The organism is Companilactobacillus bobalius (assembly GCF_009764355.1).
In genome coordinates this window covers 511214-535696 of the sequence record NZ_LNUA01000032.1, presented here as the reverse complement: position 1 = coordinate 535696, position 24483 = coordinate 511214, and the positions used below count along the sequence as shown (strand labels likewise).

General features: G+C 34.2%; 16 protein-coding genes. 13 read left to right on the top strand and 3 right to left on the bottom strand.

The window, feature by feature from the left end; all coding sequences use genetic code 11:
• Positions 1 to 2: 2 nt before the first annotated feature.
• Positions 3 to 977, bottom strand: a complete 975-nt coding sequence (gene mvaD, locus ATN92_RS09665) for a diphosphomevalonate decarboxylase (protein ID WP_082604529.1) — start codon at positions 975 to 977, stop codon at positions 3 to 5.
• Entirely contained in the window at positions 961 to 1911 is a 951-nt protein-coding gene (mvk, locus tag ATN92_RS09660) for a mevalonate kinase (RefSeq protein WP_087721245.1), read from the bottom strand. Before mvk ends, mvaD begins: the two co-directional genes overlap by 17 nt.
• A 102-nt stretch (positions 1912 to 2013) precedes the next feature.
• Between mvk and ATN92_RS09655 the strand changes: the two genes are divergently transcribed.
• The 11 genes from ATN92_RS09655 (at position 2014) to ATN92_RS09605 (ending at position 20485) form a co-directional block, all read left to right on the top strand.
• On the top strand, positions 2014 to 5553 hold the full coding sequence (locus ATN92_RS09655; RefSeq protein ID WP_056952594.1) for a PD-(D/E)XK nuclease family protein: 3540 nt from the start codon (positions 2014 to 2016) through the stop codon (positions 5551 to 5553).
• Positions 5546 to 9166 carry a helicase-exonuclease AddAB subunit AddA gene (addA, locus tag ATN92_RS09650; RefSeq protein WP_158106691.1) on the top strand — a complete coding sequence of 1207 codons (3621 nt, stop codon included), beginning with the start codon at positions 5546 to 5548 and terminating at the stop codon, positions 9164 to 9166. Before ATN92_RS09655 ends, addA begins: the two co-directional genes overlap by 8 nt.
• Positions 9167 to 9184: 18 nt before the next feature.
• Positions 9185 to 11995, top strand: a complete 2811-nt coding sequence (locus ATN92_RS09645) for a helicase C-terminal domain-containing protein (protein ID WP_056952590.1) — start codon at positions 9185 to 9187, stop codon at positions 11993 to 11995.
• 47 nt (positions 11996 to 12042) lie between these two features.
• On the top strand, positions 12043 to 12522 hold the full coding sequence (locus tag ATN92_RS09640; protein WP_056952588.1) for a hypothetical protein: 480 nt from the start codon (positions 12043 to 12045) through the stop codon (positions 12520 to 12522).
• Positions 12523 to 12586: 64 nt separating this feature from the next.
• A complete protein-coding gene (locus ATN92_RS09635) occupies positions 12587 to 13210 on the top strand; it encodes a DnaD domain protein (protein ID WP_056952586.1) in 624 nt (207 codons plus the stop codon).
• Positions 13210 to 13857, top strand: a complete 648-nt coding sequence (locus ATN92_RS09630) for an endonuclease III domain-containing protein (RefSeq protein ID WP_056952584.1) — start codon at positions 13210 to 13212, stop codon at positions 13855 to 13857. Before ATN92_RS09635 ends, ATN92_RS09630 begins: the two co-directional genes overlap by 1 nt.
• Before the next feature lie 99 nt (positions 13858 to 13956).
• Positions 13957 to 14262 carry a PTS sugar transporter subunit IIB gene (locus ATN92_RS09625; RefSeq protein ID WP_056952581.1) on the top strand — a complete coding sequence of 102 codons (306 nt, stop codon included), beginning with the start codon at positions 13957 to 13959 and terminating at the stop codon, positions 14260 to 14262.
• A 261-nt stretch (positions 14263 to 14523) separates the two neighbouring features.
• Complete coding sequence (locus tag ATN92_RS09620) at positions 14524 to 15984, top strand: family 1 glycosylhydrolase (RefSeq protein ID WP_158106690.1); 1461 nt, start codon at positions 14524 to 14526, stop codon at positions 15982 to 15984.
• A complete protein-coding gene (locus tag ATN92_RS09615; RefSeq protein WP_056952578.1) occupies positions 15953 to 17410 on the top strand; it encodes a PTS transporter subunit EIIC in 1458 nt (485 codons plus the stop codon). The genes ATN92_RS09620 and ATN92_RS09615 overlap by 32 nt, the downstream gene beginning before the upstream one ends.
• Before the next feature lie 59 nt (positions 17411 to 17469).
• Positions 17470 to 19611: a glycoside hydrolase family 65 protein gene (locus tag ATN92_RS09610; RefSeq protein ID WP_056952576.1), complete on the top strand. Its 2142-nt coding sequence runs from the start codon at positions 17470 to 17472 to the stop codon at positions 19609 to 19611.
• Between the two features lie 16 nt (positions 19612 to 19627).
• Complete coding sequence (locus ATN92_RS09605) at positions 19628 to 20485, top strand: AraC family transcriptional regulator (RefSeq protein WP_056952574.1); 858 nt, start codon at positions 19628 to 19630, stop codon at positions 20483 to 20485.
• Between the two features lie 52 nt (positions 20486 to 20537).
• On the opposite strand, the gene ATN92_RS09600 is transcribed toward ATN92_RS09605, so the two are convergent.
• Positions 20538 to 21500 (bottom strand): helix-turn-helix domain-containing protein, encoded by a 963-nt coding sequence (locus ATN92_RS09600; RefSeq protein WP_056952572.1) that lies wholly within the window; start codon positions 21498 to 21500, stop codon positions 20538 to 20540.
• 199 nt (positions 21501 to 21699) lie between these two features.
• Here ATN92_RS09600 and rhaB point away from each other — a divergent pair, with 199 nt between their 5' ends.
• Both rhaB and ATN92_RS09590 read left to right on the top strand, forming a co-directional pair.
• The gene (gene rhaB / locus ATN92_RS09595) at positions 21700 to 23169 is read left to right on the top strand and encodes a rhamnulokinase (RefSeq protein WP_056952570.1); all 1470 of its coding nucleotides are present in this window, start codon (positions 21700 to 21702) and stop codon (positions 23167 to 23169) included.
• Between the two features lie 15 nt (positions 23170 to 23184).
• The gene (locus tag ATN92_RS09590; RefSeq protein WP_056952568.1) at positions 23185 to 24450 is read left to right on the top strand and encodes an L-rhamnose isomerase; all 1266 of its coding nucleotides are present in this window, start codon (positions 23185 to 23187) and stop codon (positions 24448 to 24450) included.
• Positions 24451 to 24483 lie beyond the last annotated feature (33 nt).

The window sequence follows — 24483 nt, the reverse complement described above, 5'->3', positions numbered from 1 at the left end:
TATCAGATGTATTGGATGCCACTACCGATATTAGCAACAACGCAAGATACATTGGATAATTGTTCCTCAATGTATTTTTGAACCTTAGTAATCGATTCATTAGTACATATAATTTTAACATTCGGACCGGCATCAATTGTAGCATATGCAAGGATGCCTTTTTGACGTAATTCTTGAATTATTTGAAAAATTCGAATCGTCTCTGGTTCGAAATATGTAAATGAAGGATTAGCTGAAAGCGTTAAAGCATGCATGCTCATAGCGTTGTGTTCGGCAATTTCTCCAATCCTTTGGATATCTTTTTTGGCAATTGCTTGCTTAATTTCTTTTATCTCTGAAGCCACTAGTGTAACCCAATTTGGATAAAAAGGGGAGGTTTTTACGCTATTTTCCATCCCTACGGTAGAAGAAATCTTTTTACTACCTTTATTAATAACTACAGATAATAACGTTAAATCAATTTGTGGATTCTCGTCAATAGGTGTAGCAAAAGAGGTTTCATTATTATCACCAGCAATCCATTCGACAAAACCACCATAAATTGACCGACTAGCGGAGCCAGAACCATTACGAGCTAAAATTGAAAGTTCTTTTTTATTTAAATTTAATTGTTTAGTTTCATTAATTGCAGCTGCTAAAGCCGCAAATCCTGAAGCCGAAGAGGCAAAACCAGCTGAAGTGGGAACGTGATTAACCGTATCTACGATGAAGTGATCGTCAAAACTATAAAACTTACGAACGGTATCCAAATATTTGAGAATACGTTTATTCTGAGTTTCATCCAATAATTTATGATTCAAATAGACTGTATCGTGATCATTGTCAGCTACCGTTAGTTTAGTATCGGTATAAAAGCGATCCAGTGTTAATGAAAGACTATTGGTCCATGGTAATTTTAAGGTTTGATCCTTTTTACCCCAATATTTGATTAAAGCAATATTTGTAAAAGCACGTGCTGTTCTAACCAATGTCTTCATCCTCCGCATAAATTGATAATGGTTGAATCCAGGTTTGTTCGGCACCAGATTTGATCAAAGCCTTTTGAATCATTTGAGCGTTTTTTAAATTTCTAGCTAAACAAATGATACAACCACCACGGCCACCACCAGTAATTTTACTACCTAAGGCACCAGCATGGTTGGCGGCTTCAATTAATTTGTCAGTTTTAGGAATAGCTAAGTTCAATTTAGTTAAGGCTTCATTAGCTAAAGTGAAGACTAGACCCAATTTTTTGAGATTGCCCTTAATAAGGTAGTCACTAGCTTGAGTAGCGTAGTCGCCTAATTGTTGTAAGTAGGCTCCAATTTTCTTAGGTTCTTGATCATACATTTTTCTAACGTCAGCAACCGTTTCTTTGGTACGACCTTTAACACCGGAATCAGCAATAACAATAAAGCCATCAGAATTAAAGTTGAAGTGTTCAGGTTCCACATCTTTACCGAACTTAATTGGATCATCAGAACTAACTGTCAAGGCATCCAAGCCGCTAGCTTTACCATGAGTAATAGTTTCTGATTTGTTGACGTAATCTAATAATAGTTGGTGACTCAAGTCTTTGTTGAAAAAATTGAAGAAGGCACGTGTGATTGCAGCCGCAATAGCAGCTGAAGAGCCCATACCTCGTTCAATTGGCAAACCACTATCTATATTGATAGTGTAGTTTAAATGATCTTTGTTCAACTCAGAATCCAGTAAGCTAACTAAATACTTTACGCCTGACAATGAGTCAGGGATTTTATCTATTTTTCCTGCATAGTACTTTGAAATTAAAGAATTTTCTTTACTTTGTTGCATTTTGACGATCACGGGGATGCTCAACAGTGGGATTGCAAATGCAGGGTAGCCATAAACTACCGCATGTTCTCCCATTATGATCGTTTTCCCATGACTTTTTCCTATTCCTTTAAGCACATGCTCACCTCAATTTCTCTAAGTCTTTATTTTATACATCTATTGGTGTGATTTCCACTTTCAAACGACCAACTATGATAGAATTTTTTCGGGTGATGAATAATGACATTAAATTTTGTACTAGGTAAAAACCAATTTGATCATCATAAAAAGATGATGAAGTTGTTCCAAGAGGATTATACCAAGGATCCGACCGGACAATTCTTCTTTTTAGTACCAAATCACATAAAATTTGAATCAGAAGTCAATATTTTAAAATATTTTCAAAAAGACAATGATTCATTAATCGCAACTAATAACGTCCAAACCTTTTCGTTCTCGCGATTAGCTTGGTACTTTTTGCGTGACAGTAGCGATTATAATTTAGAAACCTTAACACAAACTAAATCAGCTATGTTATTGAAAAATATTGTTCAAGAACATAAGTCTGAGTTAAAAATATTTGCTGGAATGATCGACAAGCCGGGATTCATTGACCAGATGATTTCTCAATTCGATGAATTCATGAATGGACAGGTTCAACCAGATGACATTGATCTAGCTTTAAATTCTGAACAACAAGGTATTTTTGTCGATAAAATCAAGGAATTGAATCTGATGTACGGAGCTTATTTAGAACAGATTCAAAACTACAATACAAATGACTTTCAACTGAATTCATTAGCTGATTTTTTGAATACTAAGATTGGAACCTTTCATTATTACTTTTACATTGAAGGTTTTTCATCCTTTACAGCGACGGAATCCAATTTGGTTAAATCAATGTTGATCAATAGTGGTAGTTTGAATATCTCATTGGTATTGGATCAACCCGTTTTTGAATCCACTGATGAGTCCGACTTTTTCTTCCGTCCAGCTGCAACGTATCAACAGCTTCACGAGATGGCTAAGCAAAATCGTATTGTAACAAGAAATTACTTTGCCGATGAAAAAAGAATTAGTCCAGATTTGAGTAAACTAGAAGATTACTGGATTGAATCTAATATTGGTGGTATTAAAAAGAGTGGTTTAGATAGTCAAAATTCCGTTCAGATTTGGAAATGTACTGATAAGCAGACCGAAGTTTCAGCTATTAGTACCTATATCCGCCAATTAGTGGCTACACAAGATTATCGCTACAAAGACTTTTTAATTGTAGCCCGTGATTTATCCGAATATGGTTCATTTATTGAGTCCTTTATGGAAAACAACCAAGTACCATATTTCATTGATCTACAAAAGAAGATGGCTAATCATCCCTTCAAACGTTTAATTGATTTACTGTTTGCTATCGTTAATCGTGGTTTACAAGTAGATGATGTGATTAGTTTATTAAGAACAGAATTGCTGATACCGGAAGGATTTAGAGATAACCTTCAACTTTTCCGACAAGCGGTCGACTTAACTGAAAACTATGCGTTGACTAACGGAATTACTAAACGTGGTTGGATGGGAAAAAGCTTTAAGCCAGATGTTAAATTAGATCCCGTAGTTGATAAGATCAAAATATCTGAATACCAATTGATCAATCAAATCAAAGAATTTGTAAAAAATGTTTACAATCAATTGGAAAAATTCTTGAAGAAAGAACACTCTTCAATTGATAGTGTCAGCTTCTTATATAATTTCTTAGAACAGAATCATGTTTTTGACACATTATTGCTATGGCAACAGCAAGCAACTGAACAAAAAAATCTAACTTTAGCAAATCAACCCGAACAAATCGTCAGTTTATTCAATCAAATTTTGGATGAGTATGTTTCAGTTTTCGGTGAACGTGAATTTGACTCCAAAGATTTTATTGAGATTTTGGATGCAGCTTTTGAAAATGCTACTTATTCACAGATTCCCTCAACTTTGGATGCTGTCAGCATTTCAGAAATAGGGATGATTCAACCTAACAACCGAAAAATCACATTTATTCTTGGTTCAACAACCAACAATATGCCCGGAACAACAGTTTCCAACGATATTGTAACCGATGATGAACGACTATTCCTCAATGGTGAGCTAACTGATGGCAAGTATTTGAATGAACCAGATGAAGTCATGAATAATTCTGAGCCATTCTTGCATGACATTACTTTCACAACTGGTTCCCAACGGTTAATTTTCACGTATCCTAACTTTACTGAAGATAATAAGCAGCAAGACTTATCAAGCTATGTAGTCCGAATTAAAAATCATTTTCGTTTAGATGAACAGTTAGTTCTATTGAATCCTTCAAGCGATGATCAATCTGAGAACGAAGTTATCCGTTATTTAGGATCTAAAGCTTCCAGTTTGAATTACCTGATTCGAGTTTCGCGTTCTGCATTAGACAATAAAACCGACTTACCAGATGCTTGGAAATATGTCCGCAGTGTCTTATTAAATGAGGAACCAGAAACTTCAGAATTTGCTTTAAGTTCATTGAGTTACCAAAACATTCCTCAAAGTTTAAATCTAGATACGGTCGAAGCTCTATACGGAAAAAATATCAATGTCTCTATTTCTCAATTAGAAACATTTTACATGAACGAATACGAATATTTCTTAAAGTACGGCCTAAGATTAAAACCCAGACGTTTATTTGAAATTACACCAGCACAGACAGGGTCAATTTTCCATGCGGTCTTGGATAGTTTGGTTAAATACTTACATCAGGAACAAGGCCGTTCATTGCGTGACATGTCTGATGGTGATATTCAGAACTTGGTTACTGATTTGTTTACCGCTCAAATTGATTTACCGGAGAATCGAATTTTTAACTCTTCTGCTCGAATGCAATATATTGCCAACAAGTTAAAGACTACTTTGATTCAATTAGTTAAAAATATGAAGCTACAGTTCCTACGTAACAGCTCTGAACCCGAGAAATCAGAAGTAACTTTTGGTCGTATCAACAATAAACAGGATCTACCTGGTCTTTCTTATCAGATTCCGGGCGGCCATTTAGTTAATGTTCGTGGAAAAATTGACCGTATCGATGAAATGGTTTTGGATGACATCACTTATCTAACTATCATTGATTACAAGTCTGGTAATAAAAGTTTTGATTTCTCACAATTCTTAGATGGAATCACTATGCAGATGCCAACTTATATTCAAAGTGTGCTGAATAATCTTCATCTGTTGACCGAACGTAAAAATGCCAAAGTTGGTGGGGCTCTATATGAACACATTCAGAATCCTTTGATCACTTTGGATCGTTCTTTAATCAATACGAAATCGTTAGATGATTCTGCAGATATTCAAGATAGTGATATTCAGAATAAGATTTTTAAGGAATTCCAATTAAACGGACTTTTAGTAAATGATGAAGAATTATTGGCTAACATCGATACCCAGGCTCTTACTAAGCAAGGGAAAGTTGCTAAAACCTCACCAGTCGTAAAAAAAGGTTCTAATAATGTTATTTCTGAAAATGATTTATTCAGAATATTGAATTACAACGATCACCTGATTCGTCAGGCTGGTGAAAAAATTTATTCTGGTAATTTAAATTTGAACCCTTATCGTTATGGTCAAATGACTGGTTTACAATACAGCGATTATCGACCTATTTTTGAATTCGATGCAATGTTGCCAGAGAACGAATATCATGATGTTATTAATTACAATAAAGAAAATGTTATTAAAGAAATACAAAATATTTTAGAGGATGGTGAAGAGGATGCCTAAATGGACTGACGATCAGGAAAAAGCCATTTATCATCGTGGACACGATATTCTAGTTTCAGCGGCGGCTGGTTCTGGTAAAACGACTATTTTGATTGAACGTATCGTTGAAATGTTAAAAGACGGCGAAAACATTGATAATCTTTTGGTAGCCACTTTTACTGATGCAGCAGCGTTAGAAATGAAAGAACGTCTTCTAAAAAGAATCAAAGAACTTGTAAACGATAGAGACTTGGATGCAGAAACTCACAAACATCTTCAAAAACAAATTTTTCGAGTTCCCATCTCTAATATCAGTACTCTACATGCATTTTGTTTGAGTATTATCAAAAAGTTCTATTACGTCATTGATTTAGATCCTAATTTTCGTCTATTGAGTGATACGACTGAACAGTCGATTATGAAAGAACAAGCCTATGATAATTTGCGTAATAAGTATTATGACAAGGATGATGCCGATTTTATTAAATTGACTGATAACTTTACGGACGATCGTAGTGACGATGGTTTGAAGGATGTTGTCTTTAAGTTGTATGATTTTGCAATCACCAATGCCGAAACGCAACAATGGCTGGACGACTTGATTGCTACATATCAGTTTACTGACAGTTTTTCTGAATCGGACTTTTACAAAAGGGACGTTGTTCCACAACTTAAACAACGTTTAGAACAATTAATTGAATTAGCTAATCAAGGAATTGATTTAGCAGGCGAAGATGATTTAGTTAATAATTCACTTTTCGAGACATTTGACGAGGCTAAGAAAAACTTGGGAGTCTTGGAAGATGAAGTAGGGGCAAAAACATATTCCGAGATCAGAACTGAATTGATTGGTTTCAAATTAAAAACTGCTAAACGTCTTTCCAAAGATGATAAAGAAGGTAACGATCTAACTCTATTAGAAAAAAGTAAAAAAGTACGTGACCAATTAAAACGTCAGCTAGATAAACTGTTTAACGATTTCTTTGTGCAATCAGAAGCGGGTGTTCAAGAATCCTTGGTACAATCACAAGCCATTATTGCCAAATTAGTCGAGGTTGAACGTGGCTTTATCAAAGAATACGGTCGTTTGAAGAATAATAGTCATACTTTGGATTTCAACGATTTGGAACACATGGCCGTAAAAATTTTACAAACTCCAGTTGATGAACATATGGTGGCACTTGATTACTACCAAACTAAATTTCATGAATTGATGATTGACGAGTATCAAGATGTCAATGCCATGCAAGAAAAAATCATCCAACTTTTGTCAAATGACGACAATCACATCTTCATGGTGGGGGATATTAAACAGTCAATTTACGGCTTCAGACAAGCCGCACCGTACATTTTTGCTCAAAAATATGAAGATTTTCAAGATCCGGATAATCCTAGTGAATTGATTCAATTATCTAAGAACTTCCGTTCAGCTAAGTCAGTTGACGACTTCGTTAACCAGATTTTCAAACGTATTTTTGATAAAAAAATCGGTGATATTGATTATGATGATAAGTCTAAATTAATTCCTGGAACTAACTTCCCAGAGACAGTCGATAGTGAAAATGAATTCAATCTATTAGTGAACAATGATGATGAGGACGTTGAAAAGCGTCAATTGTTGATTGAAAATGCTGCCAAAAGAATTCAAATGTTGATTAAAGATCAATACCAAATTTATGATAGTAAAAAAGATGAGATGAGAACAATCAAATATTCCGATATTGCCATTCTTTCTAGAACTAAGGAAAACAATACTGATTTAATCTCTTATTTTGCTAAAGCCGATATTCCTATCATGGTTACTGATGCCCAGAACTATTTTCAAACGACCGAATTACAAATTATGATGTCAATGTTAAACATTATTGATAATCCCTATCAAGATATTCCATTAGTAGCTGTATTACGCTCACCAATTGTGGGATTAAATGAAGAAGAACTGGCCGAAATTCGTCTTGTAGATAAACAAGAATTCTACTTTACAGCTTTGAACGAATATCTACACGCTGAAACTTCAAAAGAAGGCATTAAGAATAAAGTCCAAGCTTTTTTGTTACAATTGGAAAATTACCGTGATTTTGCCAATAAAAATTCTATTGCACGTCTGATTTGGAAGATTTATCAAGAAACAGGTCTCTTAGAATATGTCTCAGGGATGCCTGGAGGTAAGCAGCGGGCAGCCAATTTACATGCTTTGTACCAACGAGCTAATGCTTATGAGGAGACTAACTATAAAGGCTTACATCAATTTATTAATTTTATTCAACGGATGCAGGACCTCGATAAAGATTTGTCACAACCTAATAGCATTGAAGCAACTGATGATACCGTCAAAGTCATGACAGTCCACGCTTCCAAAGGATTGGAATTTCCAATTGTAATTTATTTGGATATGGCTAAACAATTCAACAAACTTGATTTCCAAGGTCAAACTGTTTTTGACACTGACCAAGGAATTGGAATCACACTAATTAATAGTCAGACTCGCTTGAAGTATAGTACTATTCAACATAGCGTTATCAGTAAACGCCGTAAAGTTGCTACTACTTCAGAAGAGATGCGTTTGCTATATGTAGCTTTGACTCGTGCCAAACAAAAATTGATCATGTTTGGTTTTACTAAAGAAGCTGAAGATACCATCAATTCTTGGGATGAAGTTAGTCCTAAGACAGGTGTGATCAACGAAGCTATTCGTCTAAAAGCCAACAATTTCCAAGATTTAGTTGGTATCAGTACTTTATCTGATGAAGATCGTAAAGCGATTTCTGATGAGTTGTATCTAAACGAAAAATGTAACTTACGTCTGAATCTAGTTTATCCCGAAGCTAAAGGCAATCTGGCCTCTAAAATTATTATTCCTAAGAAGGTTCCTGTTGAGCCATCCGATCTATTTAAGAAGACCGTTAAACAGTTGCTCGATTTCGACTATCATTATCAAGAATCAGTTGACACAACAGCTTATCAATCAGTTTCTGAAATCAAAGGTCTGTTTGCTGATCCTGATGATGAGAATATGGCCGAAGACTTGTTAGAGGACAAATCTCGCTATAATTTAGGTTCATTTGCAAAACCACAATTTTTAACAAAGACTAAAAAAGTAACTGCCGCCGAAGTAGGTAGTGCTACTCATTTAGTTCTGCAAAAAATCAGTTTGGATAAAACGCCCGAAATTATCGACTTTCAGGACTTGATTCAGCAAATGGTCAATGAAAAACTATTAACGGATGAATTAGCAGAAAAAATCGATTGTCAGAGCTTAGCTAACTTTTATCAAAGCAACTTAGGGCAGATGATTATCGAGCATCATAATGATGTTAGTCGTGAATTTCCTTGTTCAATTCTGATGCCAGCACAAAAATTGTTTAAAAACTCGTCAAAAGACTATTCTATTAACGATAAAATATTAGTTCATGGTATTATTGATGGAGTAATTGAATTAGATCATGGAATAATAATTTTTGACTATAAAACTGATCATGTGACTGATCAAAATTTTGAAGAATTAGTCTCTAAATATTCCGGACAAGTCAATTTATACGCAGAAGCTATTTCTGTGATTAAGAACAAACCCGTCGTGGGTAAATATCTTTACTTCTTGAAGGTCAATAAAGCTGTTGATTTACAAGAAAAATGAAGATGAGAGGTGAATGATTTGAAAAATTCTTACGCTGTTGTTGATCTAGAAACAACCAATTCTAATTGGCATGACAACGGGCGTATAATTCAATTCGGCTGTGCCCTTATCGAAAACGGTGAAATAACACATATCTATGATCAAAAAATCAATCCTAAAGTACCGATTCCAGGTCGAATCACTGCTTTAACGGGATTGAGTGATGACGATGTTAAAGATTCACCAACATTTGAAGAAGTTGCACCTGATATCTTTAAACTTTTAAAAAATCGAGTTTTTATTGCACATAATGTGAATTTTGATTTGACCTTTTTAAATCGAGAACTTAAACGTATCGGAATGAACCAACTCAATGTTAAAGCTATCGATACTGTTGAATTATCGCAAATACTTTTTCCAACCATTAGTAGTTATAAACTACAAGATTTAACGCATTATTTGAGTATCACACATAAGAATCCGCATAGTGCTAACAGTGATGCTCATGTTACTGCTGAATTGTTTTTGATTATTCTAAAACGAATTCAACAATTGCCAATTCCAACTTTACAAATGCTAGCTAAATTTGGTAAGAATACTATCCGTGAGACTAATTTGGTTTTTAAAACTATTTTAGAAGAACGAGAGAAGAATTCACGTTCTTCAGTCTTACCAGCTTATTTGTATGAGAAGAATGGTTTGATCTTACGTAAAAAAGATTTCCATGTTAGTGAGAGAATTGATCACACAACCAAATACCCCCAAACTCGTGAAGCTAAAAAAGAGTTATTGGATGGTATCTTGGACTATCGTGTCAATCAATCAAAATTGATGGATAATATTTATCATACGAGTCAGCATCGGGATAAGGTTAAGAAATGGAACCTGATTGAAGCTCCAACTGGTGCTGGTAAGACATTAGGATATCTTTTGCCATTATCTTATTTGATCAATGTTGACCAAAAATTAGTGATTGCGACAACTACTAAAGTTTTGCAACAACAAATCGTTGAACAATCAATTCCATTGCTTAATCAAGTTACCGACAATGAATATCACGCTGAAGTAGTTAAGAGTAGTTACAATTTCATTGATTTAGATCGTTTCTATGAGGCCTTGGATAACTATCGTCTGCATAGTCATACGGCCATTTTAAAGATGAAGATTATCGTTTGGTTGACAATGACAACGACAGGGGATTTGAGTGAACTACACTTAACTAATTACAATAGTCCTCTGTTCAGTATCATTCGTCATCGTGGTGAATCTAAAGAAAATACTATTTTTAGTAATGACGATTTCTGGCTCTACCAACAGAACCGATACTTAGAGTCTAAGATTTTAGTTACTAACCAGGCCTTCTTGGCTCGTCATTTAGATAGTCAATTCTGGGGCAAGAACTCTTATTTAGTTATCGATGAAGCTAATCATTTTGCTGGAAGTTTGCGCAGTGCTAGTTCGCCTACAATCGATTTTCTCAAATTGAATGAATATGTTAAGAAGATAAGTGACATCCTTTATCAGAATCGTGTAACTTTGCGCTATGCTTTCACTGAAGTAACGACACAATTGTGGAATTATCAAGATTTACAGGGGATGGAGACTCATTTCCAAGCTATTGACGAATTGATGCAACGTTTGGAATACAATATTTTTGGAACTTATGTTCAAAATAAAGTTAAATTCAAGGATCGTGAAGATTTTGTTTCAATTTTGGATAGTAATCATAAGTTTGGTCAGAACAATCCTAAGTTATTTGAATTATTATCCGATTTGATTGTTGAATTATCACTTGTTTCTAATCGTGTTGAAACCTTATTCGATCAATATAATTTTCAAAAGAATTTTATTTCTGTTGAACTTTCTAAAGTTATCTCAAATCTAACAATTGAGAATAATAAGTTGCGCGATGTCATTTTGAATTTGGATGATTTATTACAAGCCATTCAAGAAAAAGATACTAAATTTGGTGTACAAATTGATATGCGTGATTATTATGAAGTCAGCACACTTAAAATCAGTTGGCGTCAATTTGATATTCAAGGTTTGATTGAGGAAACTACAGAACGTTTCAGTCAAATTTTTGCTATCGGGGCCGCAATTACGATTCAAAAAGACTTTTCACATTTTATTTTGGACACGCAATTGAATCAGAATCAGATCAATCAGATGGTGATTTTGCCCGATGCCAATAGTATTTCTAAGAATAGTAAAATTTATTTACCATCCAATTTACCTGACATCCAATCTTTGAGTAGTGAAGATTATTATGCGATGGTAACAAAATATATTGTCGACGTTTTGGATAATTTGGATCATCAAACGATGATTCTGTTTAATTCATTGAACACTTTAAGTAACGTTTACGACCGATTGATGGAAACGGACGTTAAAGAGAAGTGGGAAATCTTGGCTCAGGGAGTCACTGGCTCAAATGAGAAGATCAAGAAACGCTTCGCTATTGGTCGTCGTTCCGTTTTACTTGGTGCTAACTCTTTCTGGGAAGGAGTCGATTTTCCGAATAAGATGTTAGAAATTCTGATTGTCACAAGGATTCCGTTTGAATCACCTGAACAACCAGATGTTAAAATTAAACAGGATATCTTAAAACAACAGAATCTCAATGTCTTCAAAGTTGATTCTTTGCCTAATGCTATATTGCAGTTGCGTCAAGGTTTAGGACGCTTAGTCAGAACACCGAATGATCGTGGTGTCATTTTGTTATTAGATAATCGCATTTTAACTAAGAGCTACGGCAAGACAATTCTGGATTCTTTACCAAAAGGACTACCAGTTGTTAATGAAGATATGGACACGATTAAAAAAGATATAAATGAGTTTTTGAATTAACCAAAAAATTGCTATACTATTCTGGTAACTGAGAAAAGGAAGAACTTATGAATAGAAGTACAAAAGTTTTATTGACCATATCTCTGATCGCACTTGCTATTGTTTCAGCGTTAACGTATTTAAATCTTTCATTTGCACCATTTTCAAGTGCAAAATCACAGGCTAATGATATTGCCAAGGAAAAAGCCGGAATTGTTCAACCAGATTATTTTGGTAACTATACTTGTAAAAAGCAATATTATGCGGTTGGTGGTTTAACCAAGGGTCAAAAATATCGTTATATTATTATTAATGCTAAAAGTGGTAAGACAGAAATCGTCAACAAGAATACAGCACCTGTACGTCAAACTGTTATTGACGATGTAGCTCAACGTTATGGGGCCAAGAAGATTTTGCATATTAATTTGGGCCTATACAAAAATAAGCCAACTTGGGAAGTGGCTTTTCAAAAGAAGAATGGCAACATCGGCTATAATTTAGTTGATTTCCGTACTGGCAAGAGTATTCAAATAATAAATAACATTTAAATCAAATAAAAAAAGTCGAGATAATATGTTCTCAGGCTTTTTTTGTTAATTGGAGTAATTAAGTATGGAAGATGAATTATTCAATGAATTTGTGGAGAGTGGCAGCACTAATATCAACAATTTGATTCTGCAAAACTATCATAACTTGGGGATGACTGAAAAAGACCTAATTGTTTATCTAGCTCTCTCTATGTATGCCCAAAGGGGAGTTACTTTCCCAATGGCAAAGGACTTAGCCAAGAACACTGGTATGGATGAAGCTAGCATTTATACTATTATTCAAGGTTTAATCAAGTTAGGCGTAATTGAATTAAAAACAATTATGGATCATCATCAACAACGAGATATTTATTCACTAACACCAATTTATCATCGTATTAAAAACTTGCTACAACAAGAACAGGAGTCTAATCAACAAAATCGTTTGATGTCTGAGACTGAAGAATTGTTTAAAAAAATTGAAGTTGAATTTGGACGTCCATTGTCACCAATCGAGCAAGAACAAATTCATCAATGGATTGACGACGACCATTATAGTGTTGAATTGATTGATCTAGCCTTACGTGAGGCTGTATTGAATCAAGCTTATTCATTAAAATACATGGATCGAATCCTTATTAGTTGGGAAAAGAGTAATATAAAGACAGCAGAACAATTACAAGATCGTCGAAAGAAGTTGGGATATTAATGTTAAAAGATGAACAGATAGTTTGGGCCATTCGTCAAATGGAAGACGATATTGGACCCGTTGGACCATCATTAGATTCAAGAACACCATTTCAATATTTAATTTCGGTAATTTTAAGTGCTCAAGCAACTGACGTTTCCGTTAATAAAGTTACGCCAATTTTATTTGCTAAATATCCAGAACCCAAAGATTTGATGAGTGCTAAGGTTGAAGATGTTGAGCAAATTATCAAAAGTGTTGGTTTATTTCATAATAAAGCTAGAAATATTATCAAAACAGCTGGAGTCGTTCATACAAAGTTAAATGATGTTGTACCTGAAACTAGAAAGGGCATTATGGAACTTCCTGGTGCTGGTAGAAAGACTGCTAATGTGGTTTTAAGTGATGTCTTCAATCAACCAACATTTGCAGTGGATACACACGTTTCAGCCATTTCCAAGCGACTACACTTTGTTGACGAGAAGGCTAATCCCTTGCAAGTTGAGAAGAAGATTGTCAGTGTAATGCCTCCTGAAGAATTACATCAAGCCCATCATACGATGATTGAGTACGGTCGTAAGTATTCTATGAAGATTGATCCAGCTAAAGAGACTAATCAATTAATCATTAAATGTGATGAATTGAATGCTGAAAATGAAAAGGATTAATTAAATAAAGTAATGTCAGAAATTTTTTCTGATGTTACTTTATTTTTTTACAGCGATATACTATTAGTATCTCGAAAGCGAATACAAAGGAAAATTATTATGACGAAAACAATCATGTTAGCTTGTGCGGGTGGAATGTCCACTTCTTTACTTGTTACAAAGATGCGAAAAGCCGCAGAAAAAAGAAATATTGATGTTTATATTTTTGCTACTGCCAGTGCAGCCATTTCCGAAGAAGCTCAAAGACATAATCTTGCAGTAATCTTATTAGGACCACAGATAAGTTTTCAATACGATAATATAGTGAATGAGGTTGACGTTCCGGTTGATGTAATTGACATGAAGGATTACGGAACGATGAACGGCGATAAAGTCCTTTCTTTTGCATTATCTAAAATAAGTTAATACTAATTATTAAAGTAAAATTGGTTGTATGATAACGATGAACAGTTAGAATCTATTATTAATATTAGAGCAAATGGGGCATTCAATTTTGAATGTCTTATTTTTGTATCATCATAGGTTTGAGGGGAGTAATTCACAGAATCGCAAAATATGAGAATAATTGGACAAGATAGTACGCTGAATGTAAGCGGTTTATGATGTATTCTGTAATTGTTAATTGAGATGGCCATCTCTTATAAATCACACGATAGAGGTACTCCAATGCAAACTAATTTTTTATGGGGTGGTGCTATTTCCGCCGGACAAACCGAAGGAAATAAAAACCACGTAAAATCCAAATTGTCTAATTTTGACATGTTACCTATGGATGAACGAAGACTCCAACCTGTTTATAAAGACGATGACAATAATATTTTTAATACTTATAATGATGATCATCATCCCAGTGATCTGGGGATAGATTTTTATCATACCTACATTCAGGATATAAAGTTACTACACGATTTAGGAATTAATGCTTTTAGATTTTCTATTTCTTGGACCAGACTTTTTCCGACTGGCGAAGAAGAAATTCCCAATCAGGATGGAATGAAATTTTATAGAAATATTTTTAAAGAGCTTGAGAAATATAATATGGAACCTATCGTAACCTTAAGTCATTTTGAAATTCCATTGAATTTGATAACTAAATATGGTAGTTGGTCTAGTAGAAATGTGATTGATTTATTCTTACATTATGCCGATATTGTTATGACAGAATTCTCTAAATATGTAAAATATTGGATTCCATTTAACGAATTAAATATGATTTTACACATCCCGTTCATTGGCGGAGGATTAGTTTTCACTAGAAAAGATAATGTTTTACAAAAGGAGTATCAGGCGGCACATTACCAATTATTAGCCAATTCTTTAGTAATTAAACATGGTTATCAAATCAATCCAACATTTAAGTTTGGCTGTATGATAGCGGCGGGAATGGCATCCCCATATTCTCCCAATCCTGAAGATGTTTGGGCAGCTAATTTAAGTGACAGAAAAGCATTATTGTTCTCAGATGTGCAAGTAAGAGGAAACTATCCTAGTTATTTTGATAATTTATGTAAACAAAATAATTTGAACTTGGATATAACTGATAAAGATCTAAAAATTCTTCGAGAGAATACCGTAGATTTTGTTTCATTTAGCTATTATTCCAGTGCATGTTCTGCAGCTGATGGTGATAACTTAAAACACACCGCAACTAATGGATTTGAGACGGTCAAAAATCCCTACCTTACAAATGAAGATGGTGTCTGGCAGGTCGATCCACTGGGATTAAGAATTACTTTAAATCAATTATACGAAAGATATGAGAGACCAGTATTTATTGTTGAGAATGGATTAGGAACTACGAAAGATAGAGTAATCGATGGTCAAATTCATGATACCTACAGAATCAAATATCTTGATCAGCATTTTACGGAAATGAAAAAAGCAATTGAAGAGGATGGTATCCCGTTAATTGGATATCTAATGTGGGGAATAATTGACTTAGTAAGTGTTAGTCAAGGAAAAATGTCTAAACGATATGGAGTTGTCTATGTAGATTTAGATGATTCAGAAAATGGAACAAACAAGCGTATTAAAAAAGACAGTTTCTTTTGGTTCAAGAATTATTTGTCACTAAATGGTTTGGGGGAGAATAATAATGAAAAAAGATTATCAAAAATTAGCCACTGATATTATTTCAGGAGTTGGCGGTAAACAAAATATCAACTCTTTAGTTCATTGTGCTACTAGACTAAGATTTGATTTAAAAGATGATGACAAAGCAAATAAAAATCAGTTGGAAAGTTTGGATGGAGTGGTTACGGTAGTCAAAACTCCTAGCCAGTATCAGGTTGTGATAGGCAATGCAGTAAGTTACGTCTTTGATGAAATCATTAAATTAGGTGTAATTAATGGTGACTCTGATACAGTAACTCCTTCCTCTGATACACAAAACGACGTGGCAGAGAAAAAAGAAGGCATATTCAATCAGATTATTGATGCTATTACAGCATGTATGACGCCAATGATCCCTGCGCTAACTGCTGCTGGTATGATAAAAGTTATCCTATCGCTGGCCACAACGTTTAATTGGATGAGTTCTAGTGCTCCAACATACAGAATTCTTGATATCATGGGCGATTCCGCTTTCTACTTTATGCCGATTCTTTTAGCAATTAACGCCTCTAAGCGATTCAAAGTTAATACTTCTTTAGCTGTTATTGTAGCAGGTATCTTATTACATCCTAATTTCACAGCATGGGTATCGTCTGGTAAACCAATTTCATTTTTATCAATTCCAATTGTGCCTGATACTTATGCCGCAACAGTAATTCCTGCGTTACTTATGGTTTGGATTATGAGTTTTATTGAAAAGGGTGTGGATCGTATAACTCCCAATTCACTGAAAATTATTTTAAATCCAACTTTAATTCTTTTAATCAGTGCTCCAATTGCGTTGATCGTCGTAGGACCTTTAGGCTCATTTGCTGGTGCAGGATTAGCTTGGGTAATCAATATGCTTCAAGGACGTTTAGGCTTTATTATGGTTACTTTGTTAGCTGCTGGTATGCCTTTCATTGTTATGACAGGTATGCATCATGCATTAACACCAATCTTTCTATCAACATTTGCTTCAACAGGTCATGAATCATTAATTCTAGTAGCACAAGTTTGTTCTAACTTGGCACAAGGCGCAGCGGCTTTGGCCTTTGGAATCAAAGCTAAGAAACCCAGTCAAAAATCACTAGCTACATCTTCAGGAATCTCCGCTATTATGGGAATTACTGAGCCAGCAATGTATGGTATTAATCTTAAATATAAGAGACCAATGATTGGTGCTGTAATCGGTGCTGGAGTAGCTGGACTTTACGGTGGAATTATGGGTGTTACTTTGTATGTTCCTCAAAACAGTTTTATGGCTATCCTGGGACTAAATGGTTCTAAAGGAATGACAAATGTAATTAATGGTGTAATTATGATGGCTTTATCACTATCTGTCTCTTTCATTGCTAGTCTAATTCTATCTAAGGGTTCCGAAGAAACTGTAGAAAAGAAAAAAACTACTAATGAACCTAAAACCGAAATGAATTTAAATAGTGTTTCATCAATTAATTAAACAATAAAAAAAGAGGGAACGGTTTTTATCGGTCTCTCTTTGGCTTGGAGAATAGTAAAATGATTAAATTATCAAAAATACTTAAGTTGGATGATTTAAAATCGACTCAACCAGAATACTTAGAATCAATTTTTTCTATTGCCAACGGACACGTAGGAATAAGAGCAAGTGATCCAATTAGTCCATCTGGTAATGCAGGAACCATTGTTAATGGATTTTATGAAGAGTCTAATATTATATACGGTGAAAAAGCATACGGATATGCCGAAAAAAATCAGACCATAGTTAAATTACCTGATTTACGACAGATAATTATTTATGATGAAAATGGCAATAGGTTTATACACTCTCAATTACTAGATATGTCATTGGATATGTCACGGGGAATATTGCATTCGTTTTATAAAGTATCTAATGATAAGGGCGAATCTATACGACTAGTTTTAACTAGTGTTATTAATCAAGACAAAAACCAATTTATTGGATTACGTTACGAAATTTCTAGTGACGGCTACGCGGGAAATATCAAATTAATAAAAGATTTTGAATTAAGTGAAACAACCCAGAATAGCGACGACCCACGAAAATCCAGAGGTATTAAAACTTTAAAATATGATTATGTTTTGAACTCAAAAAAGCAAAAAGCTTTAAAGGTAACTACTGATAATAGTAATTTATCTCTTGAAATGGGCTTGTATTCGAATGTAGATTTGAATCAAACATTATCTCTAAACAGTGATCCAATAGTATTCGATGTAATCGCTGTGGTTGGTGATATTAATGAAGCTATTTCTCTTACTAACTCTCCATCCTTTGAAGATATAAAAGAGGAATCAATTTCCTTTTGGGGAAAGTTTTGGAATCAAAGTGAAGTAAAAATTTATGGAGATGATGATCTAAATCGGGCCATTCATTTCAATCTTTATCAACTTGAGTCATCTGCTGGTAGAAATGGAAAAACCAATATTTCCGCTAAAGGGCTTTCGGGAGTTGGTTATGAAGGACATTACTTCTGGGATACGGAAATGTACATGGCACCATTTTTTGCTTATACAAATCCCAGTATTGCAGCTAATTTAATAAAGTATCGCTATAGTATTTTACCCGAGGCTAAAAAGCGTGCTCAAACCTTAGGTGTAAAAGATGGAGCTCTATATAGTTGGAGAACTATCAATGGTAAAGAAGCTAGTGCGTATTATCCTGCAAGTACGGCTCAATATCATATTGATGCGGATATTGCATACTCTATTTATCGTTATTTCGATGTGACTGGGGATGAACGATTAATTAAAGATTACGGATTAGAAATAGTATTGGAAACGGCTAGATTCTGGGTTAATTTTGGTAGTTTTTCTGAAATAAATAACCAACAGAAATTTTGTTTCTTTGATGTTACTGGTCCAGATGAATATTCCGCTATTGTCAATAATAATTACTACACAAACCGTATGGCAAAGTTCAATCTTGCTTTTGCAGTTAAGCTTATTACCGATTTTCCTGAAGAAGCAAAACGGTTGGGCGTGGATACAGATGAATTAAATGAATTTACAACCATTCGTGACGCAATTTATTTACCTTTTGATGCCCAAAAGGGTATTAATGAACAGGACGACTCATACTTTAAGAAACCTATTTGGCCTTTTGAAGATACCCCTAAACAAAATTATCCATTGTTGTTACATTACCATCCCTTAACTCTGTATAGATATCAAGTTAATAAACAAGCAGATACTTTGTTTGCAGACTTTTTATTCGATGATATTTCCAAAGAACAATTAATTAAGGAATTTGATTATTATGAACGTATTACGACACATGATTCATCACTTTCACGTTCAATTTTTAGTGCTTTGGCAGCTAGATTAGGTTTAAAGGAAAAAGCTTATTCATATTTCTTAGATACTGCTAAAACAGATTTAATTGATCTCCAAGGTAATACTAATGATGGCTTACACATTGCCAATTTAGGTGGTAGTTGGATTGCTATCGTGGCTGGTTTCGGTGGAGTTCAAATCAAAAATAATATGCTTTATATTCAAAATAATTTACCTAACGCTTGGGATAAAATGAGTATTCGTATTCAATATAAGGGACGATTACTTAACATTGATTACTCTCAAGACGACGTTCAAGTAAAGATTATTTCCGGAGATCCTGTCAATGTTATGATTAATGGTGTTAAATCGACTGTAAAGAAGTAGCATAGGAGGAGATTGCTTGGCAATTTATTTGGAAATGCCTAAGATTGATCCTAAATTAGGATTTAAGTTTATTAAAAACAGAGGTGATATCTTAACCACTCCTCATTGGCACCGTGAATATGAACTAATCTTGCTAACAAAAGGAAAACTTAATTTAGGTATAAATGATAAGCAGTATCAGTTAAAAGATAATGGCATTGCCTTCTTTAAAAGCGGCGACATTCACTATATTGTTGCTACACCTGATTCTAATCGATTTGTTTATCAATTCGATATGAACCTTTTTAATGAATCGATGATTAAAGATTCTGATTTACTAACAAAGTTAAATGCAGTTTCACAGGTTAGTACCTTGTGGGATGATTCTATTAGAAAAGAAATGAGTGATATTCTTCTAAAAATCGTCGAAGAAGAAGACAACACTCAAACGGATATGAATTTTATTATCATTAGTTTGATGTATCATTTAATTTCTATAATGGTTAGACAATTGCCAACTACAAAAGACGTTAAGGATATTGATGTCAATTTAAAGAGTAAAGAGATTCTGGAGACTTTGAATAAAGTGTTTACTTATGTAGAGTCAAACTATCAATATCATATATCCTTACAAGATGTCGCAGGAAAAGCTGGATTTAGTCCATATTATTTCTCAAGATTTTTTAAGAAAAATGTTGGACAGACATTCATTGAGTTTTTAAATAATTACCGGATAGATAAATCCAAATGGGAAATAATTAATACTGATGCTTCTATCAGTGATATTTTGGTGAAATCTGGTTTCTCTAGTAATAAAACGTTCTATCGAAATTTCAAATTTCAAGTGGGAATGTCCCCTAATCAATACCGTAAAAAATATTCATTAATAGAATAAATAAAAATCCACCATAAGACTACGGGATAATTCGTAGTTTTATGGTGGATTTTTATTGTCGTTCAGAACCAGGATTATTATGATAGTAATCTCGATATTTTTTATAAAAATCGGTTCGATTCTTCATACCAATCGAGTCAATGATATCTGATATTGGCATAGTGGTGGAAGTTATCAAAGTATGAGCATTAATCAAGCGCTGCTTCATAATTAATGAACTGAAAGTATCACCAGTTTCTTTTTTGATAAAGTTGCTCAAATAGTTCTTATTGTAGCCATATTTTTTAGCTAATTTTGTTAAATTCAAAGTTTTGAAGTCTTCTGAGATATCTTTCAGAATTTTAATGATTATTTGTTGCTGGGGATCTTTGGAAGTAGGGGAGACATGATAGTGACGGACTAACTTAGCCAATAGAATCGATAAATAAGATTTGATAATTGCATTGGAGAATTCTCTCTTAGAATAGTATTCAGTAATAATATCCTCCATTGTTTTATTGATATCGTTATCTACATTTTTTCCAAATAATAAATACTTGATTGAGTTATTTTCACCGGCAGCACGATTGATTAAAAACTCGTAAAGCACTGATTTAGTTCGACTCATATCATTTAAGAAATTAATACTGATATTCTTGTCTCTAAAGAGTAAATTGATCAGAATATCGTTTTCTCCGAGGCGTTTAATGGAATGCGGACATCCTACATCGATCAGTAGTAAATCCCCTTGATTCATATGTACTGGTTGTCCATCTACAACTTGATTACAGGTGCCACTGAGCATATAGTTCATCTCTAGAAATTGATGCGAATGTTCTGGATAATCAGCAAAACGACTGTGCTTACTAATATAGACATCCCGATTACGAAAGAAATAGTCATTTAAAATCTGTCCTTGTTTCTCCTGTTTATTAACAGCATTATTCGGCAAATCATCCACGTGATGGTTTGTCTTTTTTTGTTCAATTTCAATCAATTCATATTGTCTTAAACGTGCTAAGACTCTAGGATCCATTTTATCATCCTCCTGTAAATATGTTACTAAATGAATGTATAGATGACATTGTTTACATCTTTGTAAGCGGTTATATTAACTTATGAAATGTTGATACCGGTACTTAAAGAGATACAAAATTTAGTTTAAATATATCACATTTTGTTATGTTAATTAATCTTACTGAAATAATAGAAAATAAAAAAGGGAGGCGTAGATAATGTCAAAAACATACGTTGCAGTTGATATCGGTGCTTCCAGTGGTCGTTTGATGTTGAGTCAAATTAATGATCAAAAGTTGAATTTGAAAGAGATTCACCGATTCAATAATGGCTTTGAAAAAGAGAACGGTCATGATTGTTGGGAAATTGAACAAATCATCGATGAAATTTTCAAAGGATTGGAAAAAGTTAAAGCGTTAGGATACGACGATATTGTCCTTGGCATTGATACCTGGGCTGTTGATTATGTTCTAGTAGGTATGGACGGCATAAAGATTCAAAATCCGATTAGTTATCGCGATTCTAGAACTAAAAATGCTCTAGAAGAACTAACAACCGATGTACCTAGATCTCTAATTTATAAGAAAACAGGAATTCAATTTCTCGATTTTAATACCCTTTATCAACTCTATACCGAGAATAAAGATGAATTGAAAAATACCGATAAGATCATGATGATTCCAGATTATATCGGTTATGTTTTGACAGGTAACGCTGTGACTGAAGTTACTAATGCTTCAACAACGCAAATGTTGAATCTGCGTGAAGGACTATTTGATAAGGATTTACTGAAGAAAGTTCACGTCGATCAAAATCAATTCCCAAGGCTAGTCGAATCGGGAACCGTTTTAGGGAATATCAGACACGTCTGGCATACCAAATACGATATTCCGGAAACAGAAGTTATTACCGTTGCTACTCATGATACAGCTTCGGCAGTACTTGGCACACCTGGTATTGGTGATCGTTGGGCTTTTCTAAGTTCAGGTACTTGGTCACTTTTAGGAACCGAATTGAACGTGCCAGAAATTGGCGATTTAGCTTTTGAAAGTAATTACACCAATGAGTGGGGAGCATATGGTACTTACCGTTTCTTGAAAAATATTATGGGACTTTGGATGATTCAAAATGTTAAACATAATTTGAATGACAAGTATAGCTTTGCACAATTAGCAGAGTTAGCTGGTCACGAAAAACCATTTGCACAGTTTATTGATGTTAATGATGAGTCATTTATTAATCCAGATAATATGATTCAGGCCATTCAAGATTATTGTACTCGAACGGATCAAAAGGTACCGCAAACCCCTGGAGAAATTTCCATGGCAATTTATTCCAAATTAGCCTTGTATTATGCTAACGAGTTAGAAAATCTCAATAATATTTTAGGTTATAAATTGGACGCTTTAAATATTGTCGGAGGTGGCTCCAACGTTAAATTGTTGAATCAATTAACAAGTACTTTGGCCGATATTCCTGTATTTGCAGGACCTAGCGAAGCTACGGCAATTGGTAATTTAGTAGTTCAAATGATTACTGAAGATGAAATAAATAACATTGCTGATGCTCGAGAAATTATTCGGAATACATATCAGATTTCTGAATATAAACCCGAAATTAATAAATATGGCGGAGTTCTAAAAGACTACCAGAATTTCTTAAAAGGAAAAATTAAAGTAAATAATTAGAAAGAAGGATACAAAATGATCAGTTCAGAAAATGTTGAAAACTCATATCAAGAAGCAAAAGAACGTTACGCCGCAGTTGGTGTTGATACAGATAAGGTTCTTAAAGAACTTAAAAAAGTCAAATTGTCAGTTCACTGTTGGCAAGGGGATGACATTCATGGATTTCTCTTTCCTAATCAAGAATTAACCGGAGGAATTGGTGTCAGTGGTAACTATCCTGGTATTGCTAGAACTCCTGACGAATTAACTAGTGACTTAAGTGAAGCTTTGTCATTGATTCCTGGTAACCACAAAGTTCAACTTCATGCCATTTATGCCGTTACAGATAAGAAAAAGGATCTTAATGATTTAGGACCAGAAGATTTCAGTTATTGGGTTGATTGGGCTAAAAAAGAGAAAGTTGGCTTGGATATGAACGGAACCTTCTTCTCACATTCAATGGTCAAAGATAATTTTACTTTAGCAAGTCCTGATAAAAATGTTCGTGATTTCTGGATTCAACACGGTAAGATCAGTCGTGAAATTTCAAACTACTTTGGTAAAGAATTAGGTCAACAATCAATCAATAACTTCTGGATCCCAGATGGTTTTAAAGACAATCCAATTGATAAAGCTACACCTCGTCTACGTTTAATGGACTCCTTGGATCAAATTATCGAGAAGAAGTATGACGAAAAGAATACTATTGAGGCATTTGAAGGTAAGTTGTTCGGTACCGGAATCGAGTCATATACTGTAGGATCACACTTGTTCTATAACAATTATGCTATCAGTAGAAATAAATTATGGACAATTGATGCTGGACACTGGCACCCAACAGAAGATGTCTCAGATAAATTCTCAGCCTTCTTACCATTCGGTAAAGGTTTAATGCTTCACGTTTCGCGTCCAGTTCGTTGGGATAGTGATCACGTTGTTATCTTTGACGAATCCTTAGTTCGTATTGCTCGTTCCTTAGTTCGTGACAATAAATTAAGCAAGACAAATATTGGACTCGATTTCTTCGATGCTACTATTAATCGTGTTGCCGCATGGGTCATTGGTGCACGCGCTACTCAAAAGGCCATCCTTCAAGCTATGCTTGAACCTATCGATCAATTGAAGAAAGCCGAATTGAACTTCGACTTTACAACCAGATTAGCTGAAACCGAAGAATTAAAATCATATCCATTTGGTGCTGTTTGGGATGAATTCTGTCTTCAAAATAATGTTCCTGTTGGTACTGACTGGCTTCAAAATATTCATCAATATGAAAAAGATGTTCAATTCAAGCGTAACTAAACTCAATTAAAAATTTAATGGAAAAGGTCGTTA